This is a genomic window from Sorangium sp. So ce302 (genome assembly GCF_051530145.1).
Lineage (GTDB): Bacteria > Myxococcota_A > Polyangia > Polyangiales > Polyangiaceae > Sorangium > Sorangium cellulosum_B.
Genome location: NZ_CP150326.1, coordinates 4,103,848 through 4,121,637, shown reverse-complemented (window position 1 = coordinate 4,121,637; position 17,790 = coordinate 4,103,848). Strand labels below are relative to the sequence as shown.

General features: G+C 72.6%; 14 protein-coding genes. 6 read left to right on the top strand and 8 right to left on the bottom strand.

What is annotated here, in order from left to right; all coding sequences use genetic code 11:
- Positions 1-28: 28 nt before the first annotated feature.
- The 3 genes from WME73_RS15735 to WME73_RS15725 all read left to right on the top strand — a co-directional run bounded on the left by WME73_RS15735 (position 29) and on the right by WME73_RS15725 (position 4,052).
- Complete coding sequence (locus WME73_RS15735; protein WP_437916224.1) at positions 29-1,270, top strand: hypothetical protein; 1,242 nt, start codon at positions 29-31, stop codon at positions 1,268-1,270.
- 134 nt (positions 1,271-1,404) lie between these two features.
- Positions 1,405-2,298, top strand: coding sequence for a LysR family transcriptional regulator (locus tag WME73_RS15730; protein ID WP_437872101.1), 894 nt, complete (start codon positions 1,405-1,407; stop codon positions 2,296-2,298).
- A 62-nt stretch (positions 2,299-2,360) separates the two neighbouring features.
- Positions 2,361-4,052 (top strand): right-handed parallel beta-helix repeat-containing protein, encoded by a 1,692-nt coding sequence (locus WME73_RS15725; protein WP_437916223.1) that lies wholly within the window; start codon positions 2,361-2,363, stop codon positions 4,050-4,052.
- 30 nt (positions 4,053-4,082) lie between these two features.
- On the opposite strand, the gene WME73_RS15720 is transcribed toward WME73_RS15725, so the two are convergent.
- Complete coding sequence (locus WME73_RS15720) at positions 4,083-4,976, bottom strand: helix-turn-helix domain-containing protein (protein WP_437916222.1); 894 nt, start codon at positions 4,974-4,976, stop codon at positions 4,083-4,085.
- A 156-nt stretch (positions 4,977-5,132) separates the two neighbouring features.
- Between WME73_RS15720 and WME73_RS15715 the strand changes: the two genes are divergently transcribed.
- A complete protein-coding gene (locus WME73_RS15715; RefSeq protein WP_437917397.1) occupies positions 5,133-6,188 on the top strand; it encodes an aldo/keto reductase in 1,056 nt (351 codons plus the stop codon).
- Between the two features lie 41 nt (positions 6,189-6,229).
- Here the strand turns inward: WME73_RS15715 and WME73_RS15710 are convergent, their stop codons facing one another.
- The 3 genes from WME73_RS15710 to WME73_RS15700 all read right to left on the bottom strand — a co-directional run bounded on the left by WME73_RS15710 (position 6,230) and on the right by WME73_RS15700 (position 10,036).
- On the bottom strand, positions 6,230-6,952 hold the full coding sequence (locus WME73_RS15710; protein WP_437746271.1) for a type II toxin-antitoxin system RatA family toxin: 723 nt from the start codon (positions 6,950-6,952) through the stop codon (positions 6,230-6,232).
- Between the two features lie 200 nt (positions 6,953-7,152).
- Positions 7,153-8,700: an aminopeptidase gene (locus tag WME73_RS15705; RefSeq protein ID WP_437746270.1), complete on the bottom strand. Its 1,548-nt coding sequence runs from the start codon at positions 8,698-8,700 to the stop codon at positions 7,153-7,155.
- A gap of 223 nt (positions 8,701-8,923) precedes the next feature.
- Complete coding sequence (locus WME73_RS15700; protein WP_437916221.1) at positions 8,924-10,036, bottom strand: S-(hydroxymethyl)glutathione dehydrogenase/class III alcohol dehydrogenase; 1,113 nt, start codon at positions 10,034-10,036, stop codon at positions 8,924-8,926.
- Positions 10,037-10,284: 248 nt separating this feature from the next.
- On the opposite strand from WME73_RS15700, the gene WME73_RS15695 reads away from it, so the two are divergent.
- A complete protein-coding gene (locus tag WME73_RS15695) occupies positions 10,285-11,502 on the top strand; it encodes a hypothetical protein (protein ID WP_437916220.1) in 1,218 nt (405 codons plus the stop codon).
- 9 nt (positions 11,503-11,511) lie between these two features.
- Here WME73_RS15695 and WME73_RS15690 read toward each other — a convergent pair whose 3' ends face one another.
- Positions 11,512-12,405 (bottom strand): serine/threonine-protein kinase, encoded by an 894-nt coding sequence (locus tag WME73_RS15690; protein ID WP_437917396.1) that lies wholly within the window; start codon positions 12,403-12,405, stop codon positions 11,512-11,514.
- A gap of 762 nt (positions 12,406-13,167) precedes the next feature.
- A complete protein-coding gene (locus WME73_RS15685; protein ID WP_437746268.1) occupies positions 13,168-13,590 on the bottom strand; it encodes a tellurite resistance TerB family protein in 423 nt (140 codons plus the stop codon).
- Between the two features lie 166 nt (positions 13,591-13,756).
- Between WME73_RS15685 and WME73_RS15680 the strand changes: the two genes are divergently transcribed.
- The gene (locus WME73_RS15680; protein WP_437746267.1) at positions 13,757-14,800 is read left to right on the top strand and encodes a serine/threonine protein kinase; all 1,044 of its coding nucleotides are present in this window, start codon (positions 13,757-13,759) and stop codon (positions 14,798-14,800) included.
- A gap of 44 nt (positions 14,801-14,844) precedes the next feature.
- On the opposite strand, the gene WME73_RS15675 is transcribed toward WME73_RS15680, so the two are convergent.
- Together WME73_RS15675 and WME73_RS15670 are read right to left on the bottom strand one after the other, a co-directional pair.
- Positions 14,845-16,251, bottom strand: coding sequence for a GNAT family N-acetyltransferase (locus WME73_RS15675; protein ID WP_437916219.1), 1,407 nt, complete (start codon positions 16,249-16,251; stop codon positions 14,845-14,847).
- Positions 16,248-17,384: a D-alanine--D-alanine ligase family protein gene (locus WME73_RS15670; RefSeq protein ID WP_437916218.1), complete on the bottom strand. Its 1,137-nt coding sequence runs from the start codon at positions 17,382-17,384 to the stop codon at positions 16,248-16,250. Before WME73_RS15670 ends, WME73_RS15675 begins: the two co-directional genes overlap by 4 nt.
- Positions 17,385-17,790: the final 406 nt, after the last annotated feature.

Sequence of the window (17,790 nt, the reverse complement as noted above, 5' to 3'; positions counted from 1 at the left end):
CCGGACCAACCATCGAGGTGGATGCACCATGAGAGGCGGGCGCTTCGTCTACTTGGGTCTCTGCGCGAGCGTCGGGGCGGCGCTCTGGGCCTCGGGCGCGTGCTCCGCGACGGCGCGCAACCAGCAGGCGCCTGGCGAGGGCGGCGGCGGGGGCGCGACCAGCGCCACGACGGCCGAGGCGGGCGCCGGCGGACGCGTGGAGTCGACGGGCTCCTGGGCTGATTTCGGCGACGGCGGCGCGCCGAAGGAGGAGGGCCCGTCGCCCGACGAGGACGGCGACGGGTTCACCATCGAGGACGGCGACTGCAACGACGGCGACACGAACGTCAACCCAGGCGCCGTCGAGGTCGTGATCACGGAGCCCGACCCGAGCGGCGCGGTGCCCGAGCCGGCCGACGAGGACTGCGATGGCGTGATCGACGACGCGCCGCCGGCCTGCGACAGGAACATCGCTCCTGCCGACTTCGACGCTATCCACGGGGCCCACGCGATCGACCTCTGCGCCAGGGCGTCGCCCGGGGACAGGAAGTGGGGCGTCCTGAGCGCGCAGTACGTGCGCGGCGACGGCTCGCCCGCGGAGCCCTCGCCCGCGGTGGGCGTGCTCGATTCCTTCGGCCCCAACGTGCACCCGCAGGGCGGGACCCGCCTGCTCGTCCTGTCCTCGGGTCGCGCCCGGATCGCCCGGTGGCCGGGCGCGTGCAACGCGGATAGCTGCAAGAACTACGGGCCGGGCGAGGCGCCGCCCGGCTTCCCGCAAGGCACCCCCGAGTGCGCTCCCTCGGCGAACATCAACGACGACATCGCCCTCGAGCTCGTCATCCGCACGCCGACGAACGCGACAGGCTACGAGTTCGCGTTCAAGTTCTACACCTTCGAATACCCCGAGTTCGTCGAGGACTGCTTCAACGACCAGTTCGTCGCCCTGGCGGCGCCGGCCCCGCCAGGGTCGCTCAACGGCAATCTCTCGTTCGATAGCCTTGGCAACCCCGTCAGCGTCAAACTCAGCTTCTTCGAGGTCTGCGAGGACTGCCCACTCGGGACGGACGAGCTCGAGGGCACCGGCTTCGGGCTCTGGAACGACGCCGGCGCGACCGGCTGGCTGCGCACGCGGGCCCCGGTGACCGGCGGCGAGGAGCTCAAGCTGCGGTTCATGATCTTCGACACCGGCGACGAAAGGCTCGACTCGACCGCGCTCGTCGACGGCTTCAAGTGGGTCGCGAACGGCGGCACCGTCCCGCTCGAGACCGCGCCCGTCGAGGATCCCCGGTAGCGCCCCGGGGTCCGGACCACCCGAGCCTCCGGATCACGCGCGCCGGCCGCGGCGCGAGGTGGACCGCGCGCCGTGGCCGGCGCGATCCCGTATTTTACGGCCGGGATTGTTGCGCAGAACGATACGATGCCGCGATGCTGCTCCCTTCCTTGGAGAACCTCGCCTGCTTCGAGGCCGCGGCGCGGACGCTGAACTTCCGGACCGCAGCGCGCGCCGTCGCGCTCAGCCCCGCCGCGTTCGGCCAGCGCATCCGGCAGATCGAGGAGCAGGTCGGCGCTCCGCTGTTCGAGCGCACCACGCGCCGGGTGCAGCTGACGCCGCGCGGGCTCGCCTTGCTGCCGCGCGCCCGCCAGTGCCTGGCGCTCGCCGAGGACTGCCTCCGCAGCGCGATGGGCCCCGCGCCCGCTCCGGTCGAGCTGACGCTCGGCACGCGGTTCGAGCTCGGGATGTCGTGGATCGTCCCCCAGCTCGGCGCGCTGACGCGGCGGCGCCCCGAGCTGACGCTCCACCTCTACTTCGGCGCCTCCGACGACCTGCTGAAGCGCCTCTACGACCGCAGCGTCGATTGCGTCGTCACCAGCGCGCGCTGGAGCGCGACGAGCCTGGCGGCGGAGACGCTGCACGAGGAGCGCTACGCGTTCGTCGCCTCCCCCAAGCTGCTCCGGCGCGAGGCGTTCGCCCGCCCGGAGCACGCGTCGCGGCACTGCCTGCTCGACATCGACCCGACCATGCCGCTGTTCCGGTACCTCGCGGATCAGGCGGGCGGCGCCGGCTGCTTCGCGTTCGCGCGGCACCGCTGGGTGGGGCTCGGCGCCGCCATCAAGGCGCTGGTGCTCGCCGGCGAGGGCGTCGCCGTGCTGCCGCGCCACATGGTCGCCGCCGAGCTCCGCGGCGGCAAGCTGAAGCGGCTCCTGCCGTCCGCGCCCCTCGCGCGCGATCATTTCCGGCTCATCTACCGGCGCGACGACCCGCGGAGCTCGCTCTACGCGAAGCTCGCCGAGTCGCTGCGCGCGGTGCCGATCCAGTGAGGCGCGCGCTCGCCAGCGCGGCGCGGAGCGGGCTGAACGGCGTAGACTCCCGCCCGAGGACCATGAGCGAGCTCCCCGGCGCCAGCGCGCGCCTCCCCGCGACGCCGATCACGGCGCAGGACATCAACGGCGGACCGGACCCGGAGCGCCGCGTCCCCTTCGTCATCACGGCGCCCGGCGTGTACACCCTCGTGGAAGACGTCGACTGGGTGGCGCACGACGCGAACGCGCGGGCCATCACGATCGCGAGCGACGACGTCACCCTCGACCTGTGCGGCAGGACGCTGCGGCAGATCGACCCTCCGGCGCCCGTCGTCGCCCCCGACCCGGGCGCGAGGTCTTGCCGGGGCGAGGTCGTCTCCGGGAACGTGGGCGTGTTCGCCGAGGGGAGGACGCGGCTCGTCCTCAGGAACGGCAGCGTGCTCGGGATCCAGGGGGTGGGGATCGCCGCCAGGGCGTGCAGCCAGCTGGATCTGCTCGATCTGTCGGTCCGGCGGTGCGGCGGCGACGGCGTGTTCGACACGGGCTTCCTGTGCCGCAACGGCGGGATCTTCGTGATGGGCGCCCGGGACGCGGCCGGCGGCGTCGCCTTCGCCGAAGGGATCCGGATGATCAACTGCGTGTGCTCGGAGAACACGAGCCGGCTCGATTTCGTCGTGACGCTGGGCGCGCTCGTCCTGTTCTGCGACGACGTGCAGGTCAAAGGGTGCGTGTTCAACCGCACGGCGAACACCAGCGCCCAGCCGAGCGGCGTGCAGTTCAACGTCGTCGGCGCCGACTTCGTCATCTGCCGCAACGTGCTCGTGGAGGACTGCGAGGCGCACGACAACACGTCGGGCGGAGAGCCGGCCGGCTTCTTCGCGTGGGGAGAGAACTACAAATTCCTGCGCTGCAGGGCGAACCGGAACTTCACGCTCACCGGGAACCGCGCGTGCGGGTTCAACATCTCGACAACGAGCAACCTGGAGATGGTCGAGTGCGAGGCGGACGGGAACTACAACGCGAACCCGGCCGCCTCCGCCGATGCGGTCAAGGACTTCTCCGCGCTCGGCTTTCGCATCGGCAGGGCGGTGTACCGCGGGCTTCTCGAGGGTTGCCGCGCGATCGGCAACCACGGCGCGAGCGCGGACGCGCCCGCCGGCGGCTTCGCGCTCCACGCGACCCGCCACGTGGTGCTGAGGCGCTGCGTGGCCGTGGGGAACAGGAACGCGAGCGGGACCGCCGAGGACGACGGGCTGGCGGCCGGGTTCATCGCGTCGACGCCGCTCGCGGATCCGCAGGGCGGCCTCGTGGGCGGCGAGGGCAACGCGTTCGTCGACTGCATCGCCGACGGCAACACGGTCCACCGCACGCCCCTGTTCGTGCAACCGCCGGCCCCGCCCGTCGACGCCGGTCCGTCGCGCGGCGATCCTCAGAAGGGCGCGGGGTTCCTGCTCGAGAGGCAGAGCGACGCGAGGATCATCGGCTGCCAGTCCGCGAACAACGACGGCAAAGGGATCTGGCTGAGGGCCTGCGCGCGCGCGCTGGTCGAGGGAAACACGCTGTCGAGGAACACGCTTTACGGCATCCAGAACGAGGATCCCGCGGGGCTCAGCGCCTTCACCGGCAACCGGGCGCACCTCAACGGGTCCCGGCACCGCCACAACTACGTCGGCCTGCCGCCGGGCACGCCGGTCCGCAAATGGACGCTCGGCTCCCCTCCCCTCGACGGCCCTTCGGACGGGATAGCCAACCTCAGCACCCGGCTGCCCTGAGCGGCGAGCGCCTCGCGCCGCCGGGGGCGATCACCGGGTACGGGCGAGGGCGCCCGGGGTGATCCCGAACCGCCGCTTGAAGAGCCGTGTCAGGTGGCTCTGGTCGGCGAAGCCGAGCGCGCGCGCGAGCTCCCCGATCGGGCGGTCGCCGGCGAGCAGCGCCTCGCGCGCGCGATCGAGCCGCCGCCGCGTCACGTAGGCGAGCGGCGGCTCCCCCAGCGCTCGCTTGAACTCCCGCGCCATGTGCGCGGGGCTCAGCCCGGCCACGCCGGAGAGCGCCTCCAGCCCGAAATCGTCGCCGAGGTGCGCCTCGATGTAGTCGAGCAAGCGCCGCAGCGTCGCAGGGGAGAGCCCGCCCCGAGCCGGCCGTTCCGCCTGGACCGCATGGCGGGCGCCGAGGCGCGCCGCGAGCCCGGAGAGCATCGCGTCCGCGAAGAGCGCGCCCGTGGCGCCGCCGCGCGAGACCTCGACCAGCAGCGCGCGGAGCACATGCTCGATCTGGGCGTCCACGAGCCCCACGCGGGGCTCGATCAGCAGCTCCCGCACCCCTGCGAGCCGCGCGAGCCGCGCGGGGTCGAGCACGAGCGCGCCATAGATCGTGGGCTCGCTCACGCGATGGGAGAAAGGGACCTCCGCGGGCTGGAGCCAGAGGCTGCCGGGCGGCATCTCCACGCGCTCGAAGCCGCGCTGGCCCTTTCGCTCGAAGCGCAGCGGCGCGTCCGCGAGGTTGATGGCGATGTAGTGGCCGGCGACGGCGAGGTGGTCTGTCTCCCAGGACGGGTTCACGCCGAGCTCGGCCACCATGCCGGTCCAGCGCAGCGAGCGGCTGGACGCGCGGATCTCCGCCTGCCGGAGCGCCTCGATGGGCTCGCGGGTGCCGGCGCGGACGAACGGGATGGCGCTGCGGGAGACGCGGGACATCATCGGAGAGCCGGCCCCAGCATGCGCCCGCGGCGCGGGGCCGGTCAACGCAGCAGCCCGGTTCCAGGGAGCGCAGCGGCGTTCTATAGCGCCCTTCCCGCCCGCCCTAGGATGCCTGTCGCCGGGCGACGACTGCGCCCGAGGAGGACGACCATGGAGATGCGTTACAAGCTGCTCGGCGGCAGCGGGCTCAAGGTCTCGGAGATCAGCCTTGGCACCATGACCTTCGGCGAGGACTGGGGCTTCGGCGCCTCGGCCGAGGCGTGCCGCGGCATCCTCGAGGCGTACCGCGCCCGGGGCGGCAACTTCATCGACACCGCCAACAAGTACACGAACGGCAGCGCCGAGCGGATCGTCGGGGAGCTCGTCCGCGGAGACCGCGGCGCGTGGGTCATCGCGACGAAGTACTCGCTCTCCATGAACGACGCCGATCCGAGCGCGAGCGGCAACGGCAGGAAGAACCTTGTCCAGTCCGTCGAGGCGAGCCTCAAGCGCCTGGGGACGGACTACATCGATCTGCTCTGGGTCCATGCGTGGGACTGGACGACGCCGGAGGCCGAGCTCATGCGCGCGCTCGACGACGTGGTGCGCGCGGGCAAGGTGCTCTATGTCGGCATGTCCGACGCGCCTGCGTGGGTCGTCTCCCGGGCGAACGCGATCGCCGAGCTCCGGGGCTGGTCGCACTTCATCGGCATCGAGATCGAGTACAGCCTGATCGAGCGCACGGTGGAGCGGGAGCTCGTCCCGATGGCGTCCCGGCTCGGCCTGGGCGTGCTCGCGTGGGCGCCCATGGCCGGCGGCGTGCTGACGGGCAAGTACACGCGGGGTGGCGGCAACGACGCCGCGCGCGCGGCGATGAACCAGGGGCGCCTGGACGAGCGGGGCCTGCGCGTCGCGCGCGCGGTCGACGCGGTGGCCGAGGAGCTCGGCTGCTCCTCGGCGCAGGTGGCGCTCGCGTGGCTCAGGTCGCGCCCGGCGCAGGTGATCCCCATCATCGGCGCCCGGAAGCCCGAGCAGATGCAGGACTGCCTGGGCTGCCTCGACGTCGTCTTGCCCGCCGCGGCCCTCGAGAGGCTCGACGCGGCGAGCCGCGTGCCGCTCGGCTTTCCTTACGAGTTCCTGGGCAACCCCGGCACCGAGCGGGTCGTCTACGGCGCCACGGCGGCGCGGCTCGACGTGCCCAACCCCGTCCGGCGGCTCGCCTCGGGCGGGTGACGCCGGCCTCGCCGCCTCTCCGCCTCACTCGCGCGCGCGCGTCAGCGATTCCCGTCCTGCGCCTGCTCGACGCGCGCCCGGATGGCTGCGACGGCGCGCGCCGAGCCGTCCAGGTTCTCCGCGTTGAGGAGGCTCTTCGGAAGCGGCAGCTTCGGCCGGAGGAACACCTCGAGGGACAGGCGCGTCGACTGGGCGTCGATCTTCTCGAGCCGCCAGATGGCCTGGAGATCTTGCACATTGCCGGAGATGAAGCGGGACGAGTACGTCTCGACGCCATCCTCGACGACCGGCTTCTGGATCTCGATGCGCGCCCACATCGTGACCGCGCCCGAAAGGGCCGAGACCTCCATGTAGAGATCCCACCCGCCCGCGGGCGTGCGCCCGAGCAGGCGGCACTTCTTGTAGTGCGGCATGAACTCCGGATAACGCTCGAACGAGAGCACCGCGGCGCGCACGCGCTCCAGCGAGCCCTTCACGACCACCGTCGACCGTCCACGCGCAAATCCGGTGCTTCCGATCGGGACTGCCATGCTCGTGATCCCGGTCGTATCGGGCGCCGGCTGCGCGCGCTCGGCCTGCTCGCCGTCGCTCGTGACAGCCGGCAGGACATCACCTCTGTCGCGCTGCGCCGGCAGGCGCGGTACATCCAGGTTGATCCCCCGTTCCCCCGTGCTGCACGCGGTGGCCGCGAGGGCGAGTCCCCCGGCGAGCGCGCGCGGGATCGATGCGTGATGGCCGGTCGTGGTCGAGCGAGTTCTCCGCATGACGGCCCAGCTTGCCAGCGACGTGCCGGCCGCCCCCATCGCCCCGATGATACCGCGCAACACATCCGCTCGGGCCGCCCCCCCACCCCGGCCACCAAGAACGGATCACCCGCCCATCGAGCGCGGAAACCACGGGCTCCTTCCCGATTCTCCACGAGAGCTCGGAAGGCCCCGTGTCTCCTCCTTCCCGCTCCTATCGGTCAGGATTCGCCAGAGAGATAAGCTGTCAGACTCGGAATGGGGATGCCTGTCGGGCGGCCGAACTGCCAGTCCGCCGACTCGACCCCGACGCCGCCGATGTCGAGGTGGATGAACGGCAGCGCCCCCCCCTTGAGCCCCGAGGCGATGTCGAGGAACGCGAAGGGGAACTGGTGCCCGCGCGGCGTGTTCACCGAGGCGAGGCGGTTCGAGGAGACCACGTCCTCGGCGCTCGACCGGGGCGCCACGAACGCGTAGTCCTCGCGCCGCGGCCGGACGCGCTCCATCGGCTCGCCCCAGCGCTCCGCGAGGACGTCGAGCCTGTCGAGCTCCGGCCGCGCGGCGGAGTTGCCGATCGCGCCGGTATAAGGCCCGTGGGCGCGGTAGACGTGCCCGGTCAGCGTCGCGACCGAGAACAGGATAGGGTCGGCCGCGCCGCTCATGGCGAGCTCCCGCCCGAGCGCGAGCAGGTCAGCCAGGATGAGGCGGCCCTCGGCGTCGGTGTTGCCGATCCGAACGCGCACGCCGGCGCGGCTGCGGATGATCTCGTCGCTCACATAGGACTCCTCGCCGATGCTGTTGCGCACGAGCCCGAGGAGCCCGACGATGCGCACGCCCTCCAGGCCGAGCGCCGCGGCCGCGCGCACGAGGCCGGCGACCGCGCCGGCGCCGCCCTTGTCCCGGGACATCCCGGCCATGTGCCCGTCGGTCTTCAGATCGACGCCGCCCGTGTCGTAGGTGACGCCCTTGCCCGCGAGCAGCACCGTTCGCCGGATCTCCCCGCGAGGCCTGTAGTCGAGCCGCACGACGCACGGCCGGTGCCGCTCGACGACCCGCGACGCCCGCGAGACCGCGCTGATGAGCGGATAGTCATCGACGTTGCGCTCGATCTTGACGAGCACCCCCGTCCTGGCGAACGCCGCCTCGCACAGCTCGGCGACGCGGCGGGGCGCCATCCGCTCCGGCTCGGTGCCCGTGATGTCGCGGCAGAGCGCCCGACCGACCTCGATGGCCGCGATCTCGCGGGCGCGCGCCTCCGACAGCCCGAGCACGGCGACCGACTCGGCCGAGCGCGGGGCCATCTCCGCCTCCCGCGCCTCGAGCGGCGTCCACTGGCTCCCGAGCGCGGCGAGCGCGCCCACCTCGACGGCCCGCGCGAACCGCGGCGCGGCGCCCACCGGAGCGCGAACGACGAGCAGCGGCCGGCTCGCCCCCGCGTCCACCGCCCGCGCGAAGCCGGCCGCCGCGGCCTCCGCGACGGAGCGGACGTCATCGATGTCCTCCGAGAGCGGCCCCATCGGCGCGAGCACCAGGCGCCCGCCAGGCACCCCCGGCGCCGGCAGGACGACCGGAGCACTCTTGCCCTCGAGCGCGGAGTCGACGCGCGCCGCAGCCTCGACCACCGCGCCCACGGCGGACCCGAGCCCCCCCGCGTACTTCGCGATGGGCGATGGCGCGACGAGGACGACAGCATCGCAAGCCGCGATCGCCGCGGTCGACTCCGCGAGGGCGTTGGCGGGCAGCCCCGCCAGGGAGGTGACATGGACCATGGCGGCGAATGATGTCACATGGGTCAGCATTTTTGCAGCACCCGTCGCCGCCGATAGGGCACCGACACGGCACCGACGTGCGCCCCGAAGAGCAGGCCTGGCGCGCGGGCATGGAGCACGCGCCGCGCCCGGCGCGCGCCAGGCCCGCGCGCCGAGCGGCCTGGCGCGCTCGTCCGCCCCTGCGGTCACGCGCGAGGCGGCCGGCGTCGAGCTCCGCGTCGCTTCAGGAGAAGAGCACGACGCTGCGGATCGACTCGCCTTCGTGCATGAGGTCGAAGGAGTGGTTGATGTCGTCGAGCGGCATCGTGTGGGTGATCAGCTCGTCGATCTTGATCTTGCCCTCCATGTACCAGTCGACGATCTTGGGAACGTCGGTGCGCCCCTTGGCGCCGCCGAACGCGGTGCCCTTCCAGACGCGCCCGGTGACGAGCTGGAAGGGGCGCGTGGCGATCTCCTCGCCGGCCCCCGCGACGCCGATGATGATGCTCGTCCCCCAGCCCTTGTGGCAGCACTCGAGCGCCTGGCGCATCACCTTGACGTTGCCGATGCACTCGAAGCTGAAATCGGCGCCGCCCCGGGTCAGATCGACGAGGTAGGGCACGAGATCCCCCGCCACCTCGCTCGGGTTGACGAAGTGGGTCATGCCGAACCTCTCGGCCAGCTGGCGGCGCTTCGGGTTGATGTCGACGCCGACGATGATGTCGGCGCCGGCCATCCGGGCGCCCTGGATCACGTTCAGCCCGATGCCGCCGAGGCCGAAGACCACGACGTTGTCGCCGGGCCTCACCTGCGCGGTGTTGATGACGGCGCCGATACCCGTCGTCACGCCGCAGCCGATATAACAGACCTTGTCGAACGGCGCGTCCTCGCGGATCTTGGCGACGGCGATCTCGGGCAGGACGGTGAAGCTCGAGAAGGTCGACGTGCCCATGTAATGGTGAATCCGCTCCTTGCCGATCGAGAATCGGCTCGTTCCGTCCGGCATGAGCCCGCGCCCCTGCGTGGCGCGGATGGCCTGGCAGAGGTTGGTTTTTCCGCTCGTACAATAAGAGCACTGCCGGCACTCGGGCGTGTAGAGGGGAATCACGTGATCGCCTTTCTTGAGGCTCTTCACGGACGGCCCGACGTCGACGACGACGCCCGCGCCCTCATGGCCGAGGATCGCGGGGAAGAGTCCCTCCGGATCCTTGCCTGAGAGCGTGTAAGCGTCGGTGTGACAGACGCCCGTTGCCTTGATCTCGATGAGGACCTCGCCCTCGCGAGGGCCCTCCACCTGAACGTCCTCGACCGTCAGCTTCTCGCCGGCCTTGTGGGCCACGGCTGCGCGCGCTTTCATGATCGGTGGTTCTCCTCCCGCAAGCGGGGCGTTCGGGGCCCGAGCGGCGCCCGAGCCCCTCCCATAGCCGGGCGGGGAAGCAGGTTTCAAGGGGAACCCCGCCGGCGCCGCCCCGCGTCGCCCGCCGTCCAGCCTGCCCGCATTGCGCCGCCCGGCCTGCCCGCATCGCGCAGCCCGCTCGCTGCCCGCGCCGCCGCCCGAGGATGGCGTTCGCGTGACAGCACGCGTACGATCACCCCGCTGTCCTTATGAACACACTCCGTTGCCCACCGGGTCTCCGCGCGCTCATCGCAACAGCCGCGCTGGTCCTCGTCGCCTGCACTGGCGGGAGCCCGCCTGCCGGCGGGGCGGCCGGCAAGGGCGCTGGCGGCGCCGGCGGCGGCGGCGGCGAGAGCGCTTCCTCCGACGGTGGCCACGGAGGACAGGGAGGCGCGCCGATCGACACCATGGAGTGTGTCGACGAGTGCCCCGCTGAGAGCGCTGGTATCACGATCGGCTGCAAGAAGCGCTTCATGTTCGGAATGAACTATGCGTGGCACAACTTCGCCGGCGACTTCGGCGGCATCGCCGCGTGGGACAAGCGCGGCGTCGCGGCCGAGGCGGAGACGCACGCGAAGAACCTCGCCGACATCCGTGCTCACGGGGCGAGCGTCGTGCGGTGGTGGATGCTGCCGGAGATCCGGGGCGAGAGCGTCGTCTTCGACACGAGCGAGAACCCGACCGGCCTCGGCGGGACGACGCGGCGCGACGTCCAGAAGGCGCTCGAGCTCGCCGAGCAGGCGGACGTCAACCTGGTGTTCTGCCTGTTCTCCTTCGACAACTTCCACCCGACGCGGCTCGACGCCGACGTGAAGACCGTCGGTATCACCCCCATCGTGAAGGACGCAAAGCGGCGCGCGAAGCTGATAGACAAGGTCGTCCGGCCGATCGCCAGGGCCGTCGCGCAGAGCCCCTACCGGCACCGGATGGTCGCGTGGGACGTGATCAACGAGCCCGAGCTGGCCATGACCGGACCGAGCCCGGACGACGGCCCTCGCTATGAACCCGACGCCCAGGTGGATCCGATCGAACACGCGCAGATGACGGCGTTCCTCGGCGAGGCCATCCGGGCGCTGCGCGCGGAGAGCACGGCGCTCGTCACGATCGGCTCGGCGTCGATGAAGTGGGCGCGGTCCTGGCGCGACACCGACGTCGATTTCTACACCTTTCATATCAACGACCGGGTCAACCTGTACTGGCCCTACAACCAGTCGCCCGAGGACTACGGCATCACGGACAAGCCCGTCATCATGGGGGATTTCCCCATCGCCGGCCTGGCGACGGCCGCTTTGCCGACGCTCCTGGAGAGCTGGTACAGCCAGGGATACGCGGGCGCGATCAGCTGGGCCTACAGCGACGCGACCACGGCCGAGCTCGAGACGATCAAGGCCTTCGCCGACGCGAAGGGCTGCGGCGTGACGTACTGAGAGCCCCTCTCACGACAGCCAGTAGTCGACGAGGGACGCGCCCGTCACGTCGTGGGCGACCCCGGCCGCGATCGCCCACTGGGCCAGCGCGCGGCCGAGCGCCGCCATGGTCGTGAAGCGCCCGTCAGGGTCCTTGGCCAGGCCGCGCTCGATGATCTCCCAGAGCCGCGGGTGCAGCTCGAGGGCCTCCGGGCGCGGCGGGGCGGCGCGCAGCACGTCGTGCACGATGGAGATGCTGCTCGGGCCGCCGAACGGGCGACGGCTGCTCACGAGCTCGTAGAGCACGACGCACGCGCTCCACACGTCGGCGCGCGCGTCCGGCTCCTGCCCGCCGCGGACCTGCTCGGGCGCCATGTAGGCCGGGCTCCCGACCAGCGTTTCCCTCCGCTCGTCGCCCGCCGCGCGCACCGCGGTGAACGCGATCCCGAAGTCGATCAGCTTGGGGACCGTGCGGCGGCCCTCGCGCACGAGGACGATGTTCGCCGGCTTCACGTCCCGGTGCACGACCCCCGCGCCGTGCGCCGCGCCGAGCGCGCCGATCACGGGAAGGAGCAGCTGGACCGCGGAGATGGGCGACATCGCGCCCGACTCGGCGAGCGCCTGGGCGAGCGACCGGCCCTGGAGGAGCTCCATCACCGCGAACGGCTCTCCCTCCTCCGTGAAGCAGAGATCGAAGATCCGCACCGCGGCGCGGTGCGACACCCGCGCCGTCGCCTGCGCCTCCCGGATCAGCCGCGAGGTGGCCTCGGGGACGGCGCAGTCGCGACGGATGAGCTTCAGCGCGACATCGAGGCTCAGGGAGAGATTCCGCGCCTTCCACACGGCGCCCATGCTGCCCTCTCCGAGGAGCTCTGTGAGGCGATAGCGCCCCCCGAGGACGTCGCCTGGGGCGTAGCGCCGCAGCGCGGCGGAGCACGGGTCGTTCGCAGGAACCGCCAGGGCGGCAGCGGAGGGCGCTCCGGCAAGCCCGGTCCGCAGCGTGGCGGGCGGTACGCTCGCCGGGGTGGCCGGAGCGTCGCTCGGCGTCTCCAGCGGCGCGACGTCCCCGCCATGACGGAAGGCCGAGCCGGACGGCCGCGACAGGCGGCCCGACGTCCGGAGGTCGACTGGCTCGAACGGAGGGCGGTGAGACGAGGGCCAGCGCGGAGACCGCGGCGAGCGGTACGCACGCTGAGAGGCTCGGCCCCCGCTCGGGGGGCGGGATCGATTCGACGCGGGATCCATCGAGCCGCCATGTGGCGTCGTGGAGCTGTCAGTTCGGTGGCTGTCCATGTCCTTGCCCACGTGTGCTGCAAGGAGCAGGCCGATGAAAATCGCCGCAGATCCGCCTCTTTCCCGCCCGCCGCGGCGCCGGGATTGCGGTGTGGAGGCATCAAATCCGGCGCCCGCGGCCATCGGCTCGCCCCGGAGGCTGCGCGCCGTCCGCCGCGACCGGCGCGCGCGTCTTCCGTGGCCGCAGCGCGTCGTCCGCCGGCGCGGTCCCGGGACGAGCGCGCGGCCGATCCGCCGGCGCAACGGTCGTCGCACGACGCATTCCCTGCGCGCCACACCGGCGCTCGACGGGTACATCGACACAGGATGTCGGTCAGGATCGCCCGATAGCCAGCGAGGCACCCACGGGGCGCGCGCCGGGATCGCCGCGGCGCGGTCGCCCCCTCGCGCCGCTCAGCGGGCGGAGCCGGGCACGACGCGCCCCTTGAACGCGATCGGCACCTCGAGGGCCCTGGCCGCCTCGACGAGCAGCGCGTGCTCGCTCTCGTGGATCACGCCGTCGGCGGCCACGAGCCGGACGGCCAGCTCGATCGCGGCCTCGCGCATCCGCACGTCGGGCAGGCGGACGCGCAGCGCCGCGAAGCGGCCGCTCCTGCCCTCGTCGCGCACCGATCGCTCGATGATGGAGATCAGCGACTCGACGAGGTCGGCCCCGAGCCGCCCCTCGCTCATGGCCGTCACGTGCCGCGCGAGCTCGGCGCGCTCGGCCTCGTTGATGGATCCGTCAGCGTATGCGGCGAGGAACATGATCTCGACCATCGCCTCGAGCCTGCTGATCTCGAGGTGACGAAACGAAAGCTGCGTTTCTTCCATCATGAGGTCCTCAGGATAGCGTATCACGGCCGCGCTTGACACAGCGCCCCTGGGCCCGCCCGGTAATGGCGCTCGCCGCGTGGCAACGGCGCGTGGCAACGGCCTCCGGCAGCGCGCGGCGAAAGTTCTCGTCGAGCGCGACGCCGGTCGGTGCTCAACTCTCCCCACCATGAGCACCACCACCCCGACCGACCTCTTCCTGTCGCTGACGCCGCACAAGGTGATCGAGGCCGTCGAGGCCGCGGGCGTCCACTGCAACCGCGTCTGCTACCCGCTGAACTCGTTCGAGAACCGCGTCTACGAGGTCGAGCGCGAGGATCGCACCCGCGTCATCGCCAAGTTCTACCGGCCGGGGCGCTGGACTCGGGAGCAGATCCTCGAGGAGCACCGGTTCCTCGCGGAGCTGGCGGACGCCGAGATCCCCGTCTGCCCGACGCGCCCGTTCCCCGACGGCGAGACGCTCAAGCAGATCGACCACATCCCCTACTGCCTCTTCGAGCGCATGGGCGGCCGCGCCCCCGACGAGCTCGGCGACGAGCTGTTCGTGCGCCTCGGCAGGCTCGCCGCCCGCATCCACAACGTGGGCGCGGCCAGCGCCGCCGAGCACCGCGTCCGGCTCTCCGCCGATACCTACGCGCGCGACGACCTCGGCTGGCTCGTCGAGCGCAAGCTCATCCCCGCGGCCGTCGAGCCGCGGTACCTCGCGGCCGCGCGCGCCGTCGCGGACGCGGCCGAGGAGCGCCTGCGCGGCGTCGACGTGCACCGCATCCACGGCGATCTGCACCCGGGCAACCTGCTCCTGCGCGACGGCGCGCTCCGCGTGCTCGACTTCGACGACATGGTCGTCGGCCCCGCCGTGCAGGACCTGTGGCTCCTCCTCCCCGGCCGCGACGAGGCCGCCCGGCAGCAGCGCGAGCTCTTCATCGAGGGCTACGAGGAGCTCCGCCGCTTCGACCGCTCGACCCTCGGGCTGATCGAGCCGCTCCGAGGGCTGCGCATGATCCACTACGCGGCGTGGATCGCGCGGCGATGGCACGACCCCATCTTCCCGAGGACCTTTCCGCACTTCGGCACGGAGGCGTACTGGCGCGAGGAGGCGAGCTCGCTCGAGGAGGTGCTCCAGCTGACGCGCGACGGAGACACGGGCGGCCCCGGCGGCGGCGCGGACGAGCCGCCGCCGAGCGGGGGCAAGTACTTCTGGGACCTGAATTAAACCCGCTCTAGGCGCTCGCCGCGGTCGCGCGCGGCGTCGATCGATCAGCCGCGCTTCAGCACCAGGATCAGCCGCCACGCCGCGGCGTGCTCGAACGGCACGTCGACGTTGAAGTCGCCGAGCGTCGCCACCAGCGAGAGCTCCGGCACCCGCTCCGCGACGCGCCGCCACCCGGCGAGGTCAGGGACGTACCACGTCGCCTCCTGCCGGATCGACGAGAGCTCCCTCGGCGCGCCGCCGTTGCGCCGGGCCGAGCACACCACCTCGAGGGTCACGGGCACCACGCGATCGGGCGTCGACCGCTCGATGTGGATGCGGAACCGCGCGTCGATCGACTGCTCGCCGCGCAGCTCGGTCCACTCCGTCCTGTTCACGCCGGACGGCGTGAGATCGGCGGGGTGGGTCGCCTCGATGACGTGGACGCCGCCAGGCAGGAGCAGCGAGGCGGCGAGCCGGAGGTGGCGCTCGAGCGCCGCCGGCGTGGCCAGCTGGTGGATCGCCGAGAGCGGCACGAACGAGAGATCGACCGGCGCGACGTCCGGGCGCTCGTCGAGCTCCGCGCACGAGAAGCGGATGCACGCCCCGGCGCCGCGGGCGCCCGCGGCGCGCTCCGCAAAGGCGATCATCGCCGCCGAGCCGTCCGCGCCGGCGCAGCCGACGCCGAGCTCCGCGAAGGCCTCCAGGTGCCGCGCGGGCCCGCAGGCCCACGAGAGGACGCGCTGCACCGGGCGGCCGCCGAAGCGGCGCGCGCACGCGAGCAGGAAGTCGCGCTCGGCGGCGTAGTCGCGGTAGCCGAACGCCGCGTCGTAGAGCGCAGGCTCGCCCGGCGGCGGCGTATCGCCGCGTGCGGGCGCGTCGCCGCGTGCGGGCGCCTCGCCGCGCGCGGGCGCGTCGCCGCGCGCCGGCGCCTCGCCGCGCGCGGACGCCTCGCCGGCCGAGGGCGCCGGCGGGGCGACCCGCTTCGTGTAGATCATGAGATCGTCGCCCGGCGCGTAGAAGTCGGCGAGGACCGCCGCCCGCGTGAACCGCACCGCGTCGTAGAAGCGCACCGCCGCGCCGTGCCCCTCCCGGCTGCCCGTCTCCACGCGCACGAGGCCGCCGCCCTCGCGCGCGATCTCGCTCTCCATCGTGGACACGAGCCCCCGCGCCACCCCCGACCGGGCGAAATCGGGCGAGGTCGCGATCCAGTACAGGTCGTACGTGGACTGCGTCATCGGCGTGCGGCCGTAGCAGAGGTACCCGAGGAGCCGCGGCGCCCCGTCGCCGCCCGGGGCGCCCTGGAAGCTCAGCACGAACCGGTAGCCATAACCGTCCGTCGAGGGCTGGCCGAGCGTCACGTCGACGAGCTCCAGCGCCACCGCGCGCTCGTCGTCGGTGAACGCCGGGACCGACTCGAGCAGCGCGGCGATGAGCGGCCGATCTTCCGCGCGGAGGCCGCGCTGGGTGATCACGGCGCCTCGGGCGCGGCGGCGAGAGCGCCGCGGGCAGCGGAGCGCGCCGCGGCGCGGCCGCGCGCCGGCGCGCGGCCCCGGGCGCGGAGCAGATCGTCGTGGCGCGCGCCGCGGGCGAGCGCCGCGCGGAGGATCTCCCAGACGACGTCGGCGTACGACAGGCCGGCGCGCGCCGCCGCCCGCGCGAAGCCGGCGTCCGGCGAGAGATCGCAGTTCGGGTTGACGTCGATGACGTGCGGCGTGCCGCGCTCGTCGAGCCGCACGTCCACGCGGCCGTAGTCGCGCAGCCCGAGCACCTCGAACGCGCGGCGGCCCACGGCGACGACCCGGCGCAGATCGAGCGGCCGCAGCACCGCCGCCGAGGAGGGCGTCCCGATCGACGCGGCGGTGTCCGGGCGCCACTTCGACTCGTACGTGACCACGTGCGGGTGCCCCTCTGGCAGGCCCTGAAAGGTGACCTCGCCGGGCGGCAGCACGCGCGGCGTCGGCCACCCGAGCAGCGAGACCGAGATCTCCCGCCCGTGCACGTAACGCTGCACCACCACCGGCTGGCGGCACTGCGCGACGACCGCGGCGACCTGGTCGCGGAGCGCCCTGCGATCGTGGACGACCGAGCCACGATCGATGCCCATCGAGCCGTCCTCGCGCTCCGGCTTGACGATGACCGGGAACGCGACCTCCGGGATGCGATCCGGGCCTTCGACCCGCACCGTCGCCGGCACGCGCACGCCGGCGCGCGCGAGGATCCGGTTCGCCTCGGCCTTGTGCAGGCAGCTCCGGAGCGCGACGTGATCGCTGCCCGTGAAGCGGAGATCGAGCCCCGCGAGCAGCCACGCGCACATGACCTCGTGGCGGCTGTCGCCGTCGAGCGCCTCGCACAGGTTGAAGATCACGTTCGGGCGATGATCGCCGATGGCCGCGAGCACCTCGCTCGGCCGGAGCACAGGCCGGTGCGCCACGCGCACGCCCGGGGCCGCGGCGAGGGCCGCGAGCACGCTCTCCGCGACCACCGCGCTGCCGTCCTCGCGACCGAGCCGGAGCCGCCCGCTCCCCACCCGCTGCGCGAGTGGCGGCTCGTCGACGGCTTCCTCCGGATCTCTGTTCGACAGGATCAGTATCCGAGGCTCAGGCACCGCACGCCTCCCGCGACGGCCGCGCCGGGCTCAGGGAGCGGCCGGAGAGAGGCCTGGCCATCGGCGAACGCGGAGAGGGTGCCCTGTCGAGAGACACGCGAACGAAACGGAATCCATGCATGCAAGTGGCCACACTTCACCAGCTTGCCCGGCAATCGCAAGGGGAGATTTGCCCTCTCCGGACGGAAAAGAAGGCGCGACGCGCCGCGGCTCAAAGCCCCCGCACCGGCTCGGATCCGGCGCGCGCGGCCGGGAAGCGAGCTTTCCGAGCACAACGTATCTCGGACAACAGGCTCTTCACTCGCCAGCCACACGCGCGGGAGCGTCGGAGACGAGAGGAGACGGCTGGGCTGCAGGGGGAAGGGTCGAGTCCGGCGGCGAGAGGGGAGAGCGGAGAGCGCCGGAC

What these genes read in the sequence shown, in the direction of transcription:
- WME73_RS15735 (WP_437916224.1), top strand. Translation starts at nt 29, where the DNA reads ATGAGAGGCGGGCGCTTCGTCTACTTGGGTCTCTGCGCGAGCGTCGGG.
- WME73_RS15695 (WP_437916220.1), top strand. Translation starts at nt 10,285, where the DNA reads ATGAACACACTCCGTTGCCCACCGGGTCTCCGCGCGCTCATCGCAACA.
- WME73_RS15700 (WP_437916221.1), bottom strand. Translation starts at nt 10,036, where the DNA reads ATGAAAGCGCGCGCAGCCGTGGCCCACAAGGCCGGCGAGAAGCTGACG.
- WME73_RS15685 (WP_437746268.1), bottom strand. Translation starts at nt 13,590, where the DNA reads ATGATGGAAGAAACGCAGCTTTCGTTTCGTCACCTCGAGATCAGCAGG.
- WME73_RS15730 (WP_437872101.1), top strand. Translation starts at nt 1,405, where the DNA reads ATGCTGCTCCCTTCCTTGGAGAACCTCGCCTGCTTCGAGGCCGCGGCG.
- WME73_RS15680 (WP_437746267.1), top strand. Translation starts at nt 13,757, where the DNA reads ATGAGCACCACCACCCCGACCGACCTCTTCCTGTCGCTGACGCCGCAC.
- WME73_RS15705 (WP_437746270.1), bottom strand. Translation starts at nt 8,700, where the DNA reads ATGGTCCATGTCACCTCCCTGGCGGGGCTGCCCGCCAACGCCCTCGCG.
- WME73_RS15710 (WP_437746271.1), bottom strand. Translation starts at nt 6,952, where the DNA reads ATGCGGAGAACTCGCTCGACCACGACCGGCCATCACGCATCGATCCCG.
- WME73_RS15725 (WP_437916223.1), top strand. Translation starts at nt 2,361, where the DNA reads ATGAGCGAGCTCCCCGGCGCCAGCGCGCGCCTCCCCGCGACGCCGATC.
- WME73_RS15720 (WP_437916222.1), bottom strand. Translation starts at nt 4,976, where the DNA reads ATGATGTCCCGCGTCTCCCGCAGCGCCATCCCGTTCGTCCGCGCCGGC.
- WME73_RS15715 (WP_437917397.1), top strand. Translation starts at nt 5,133, where the DNA reads ATGCGTTACAAGCTGCTCGGCGGCAGCGGGCTCAAGGTCTCGGAGATC.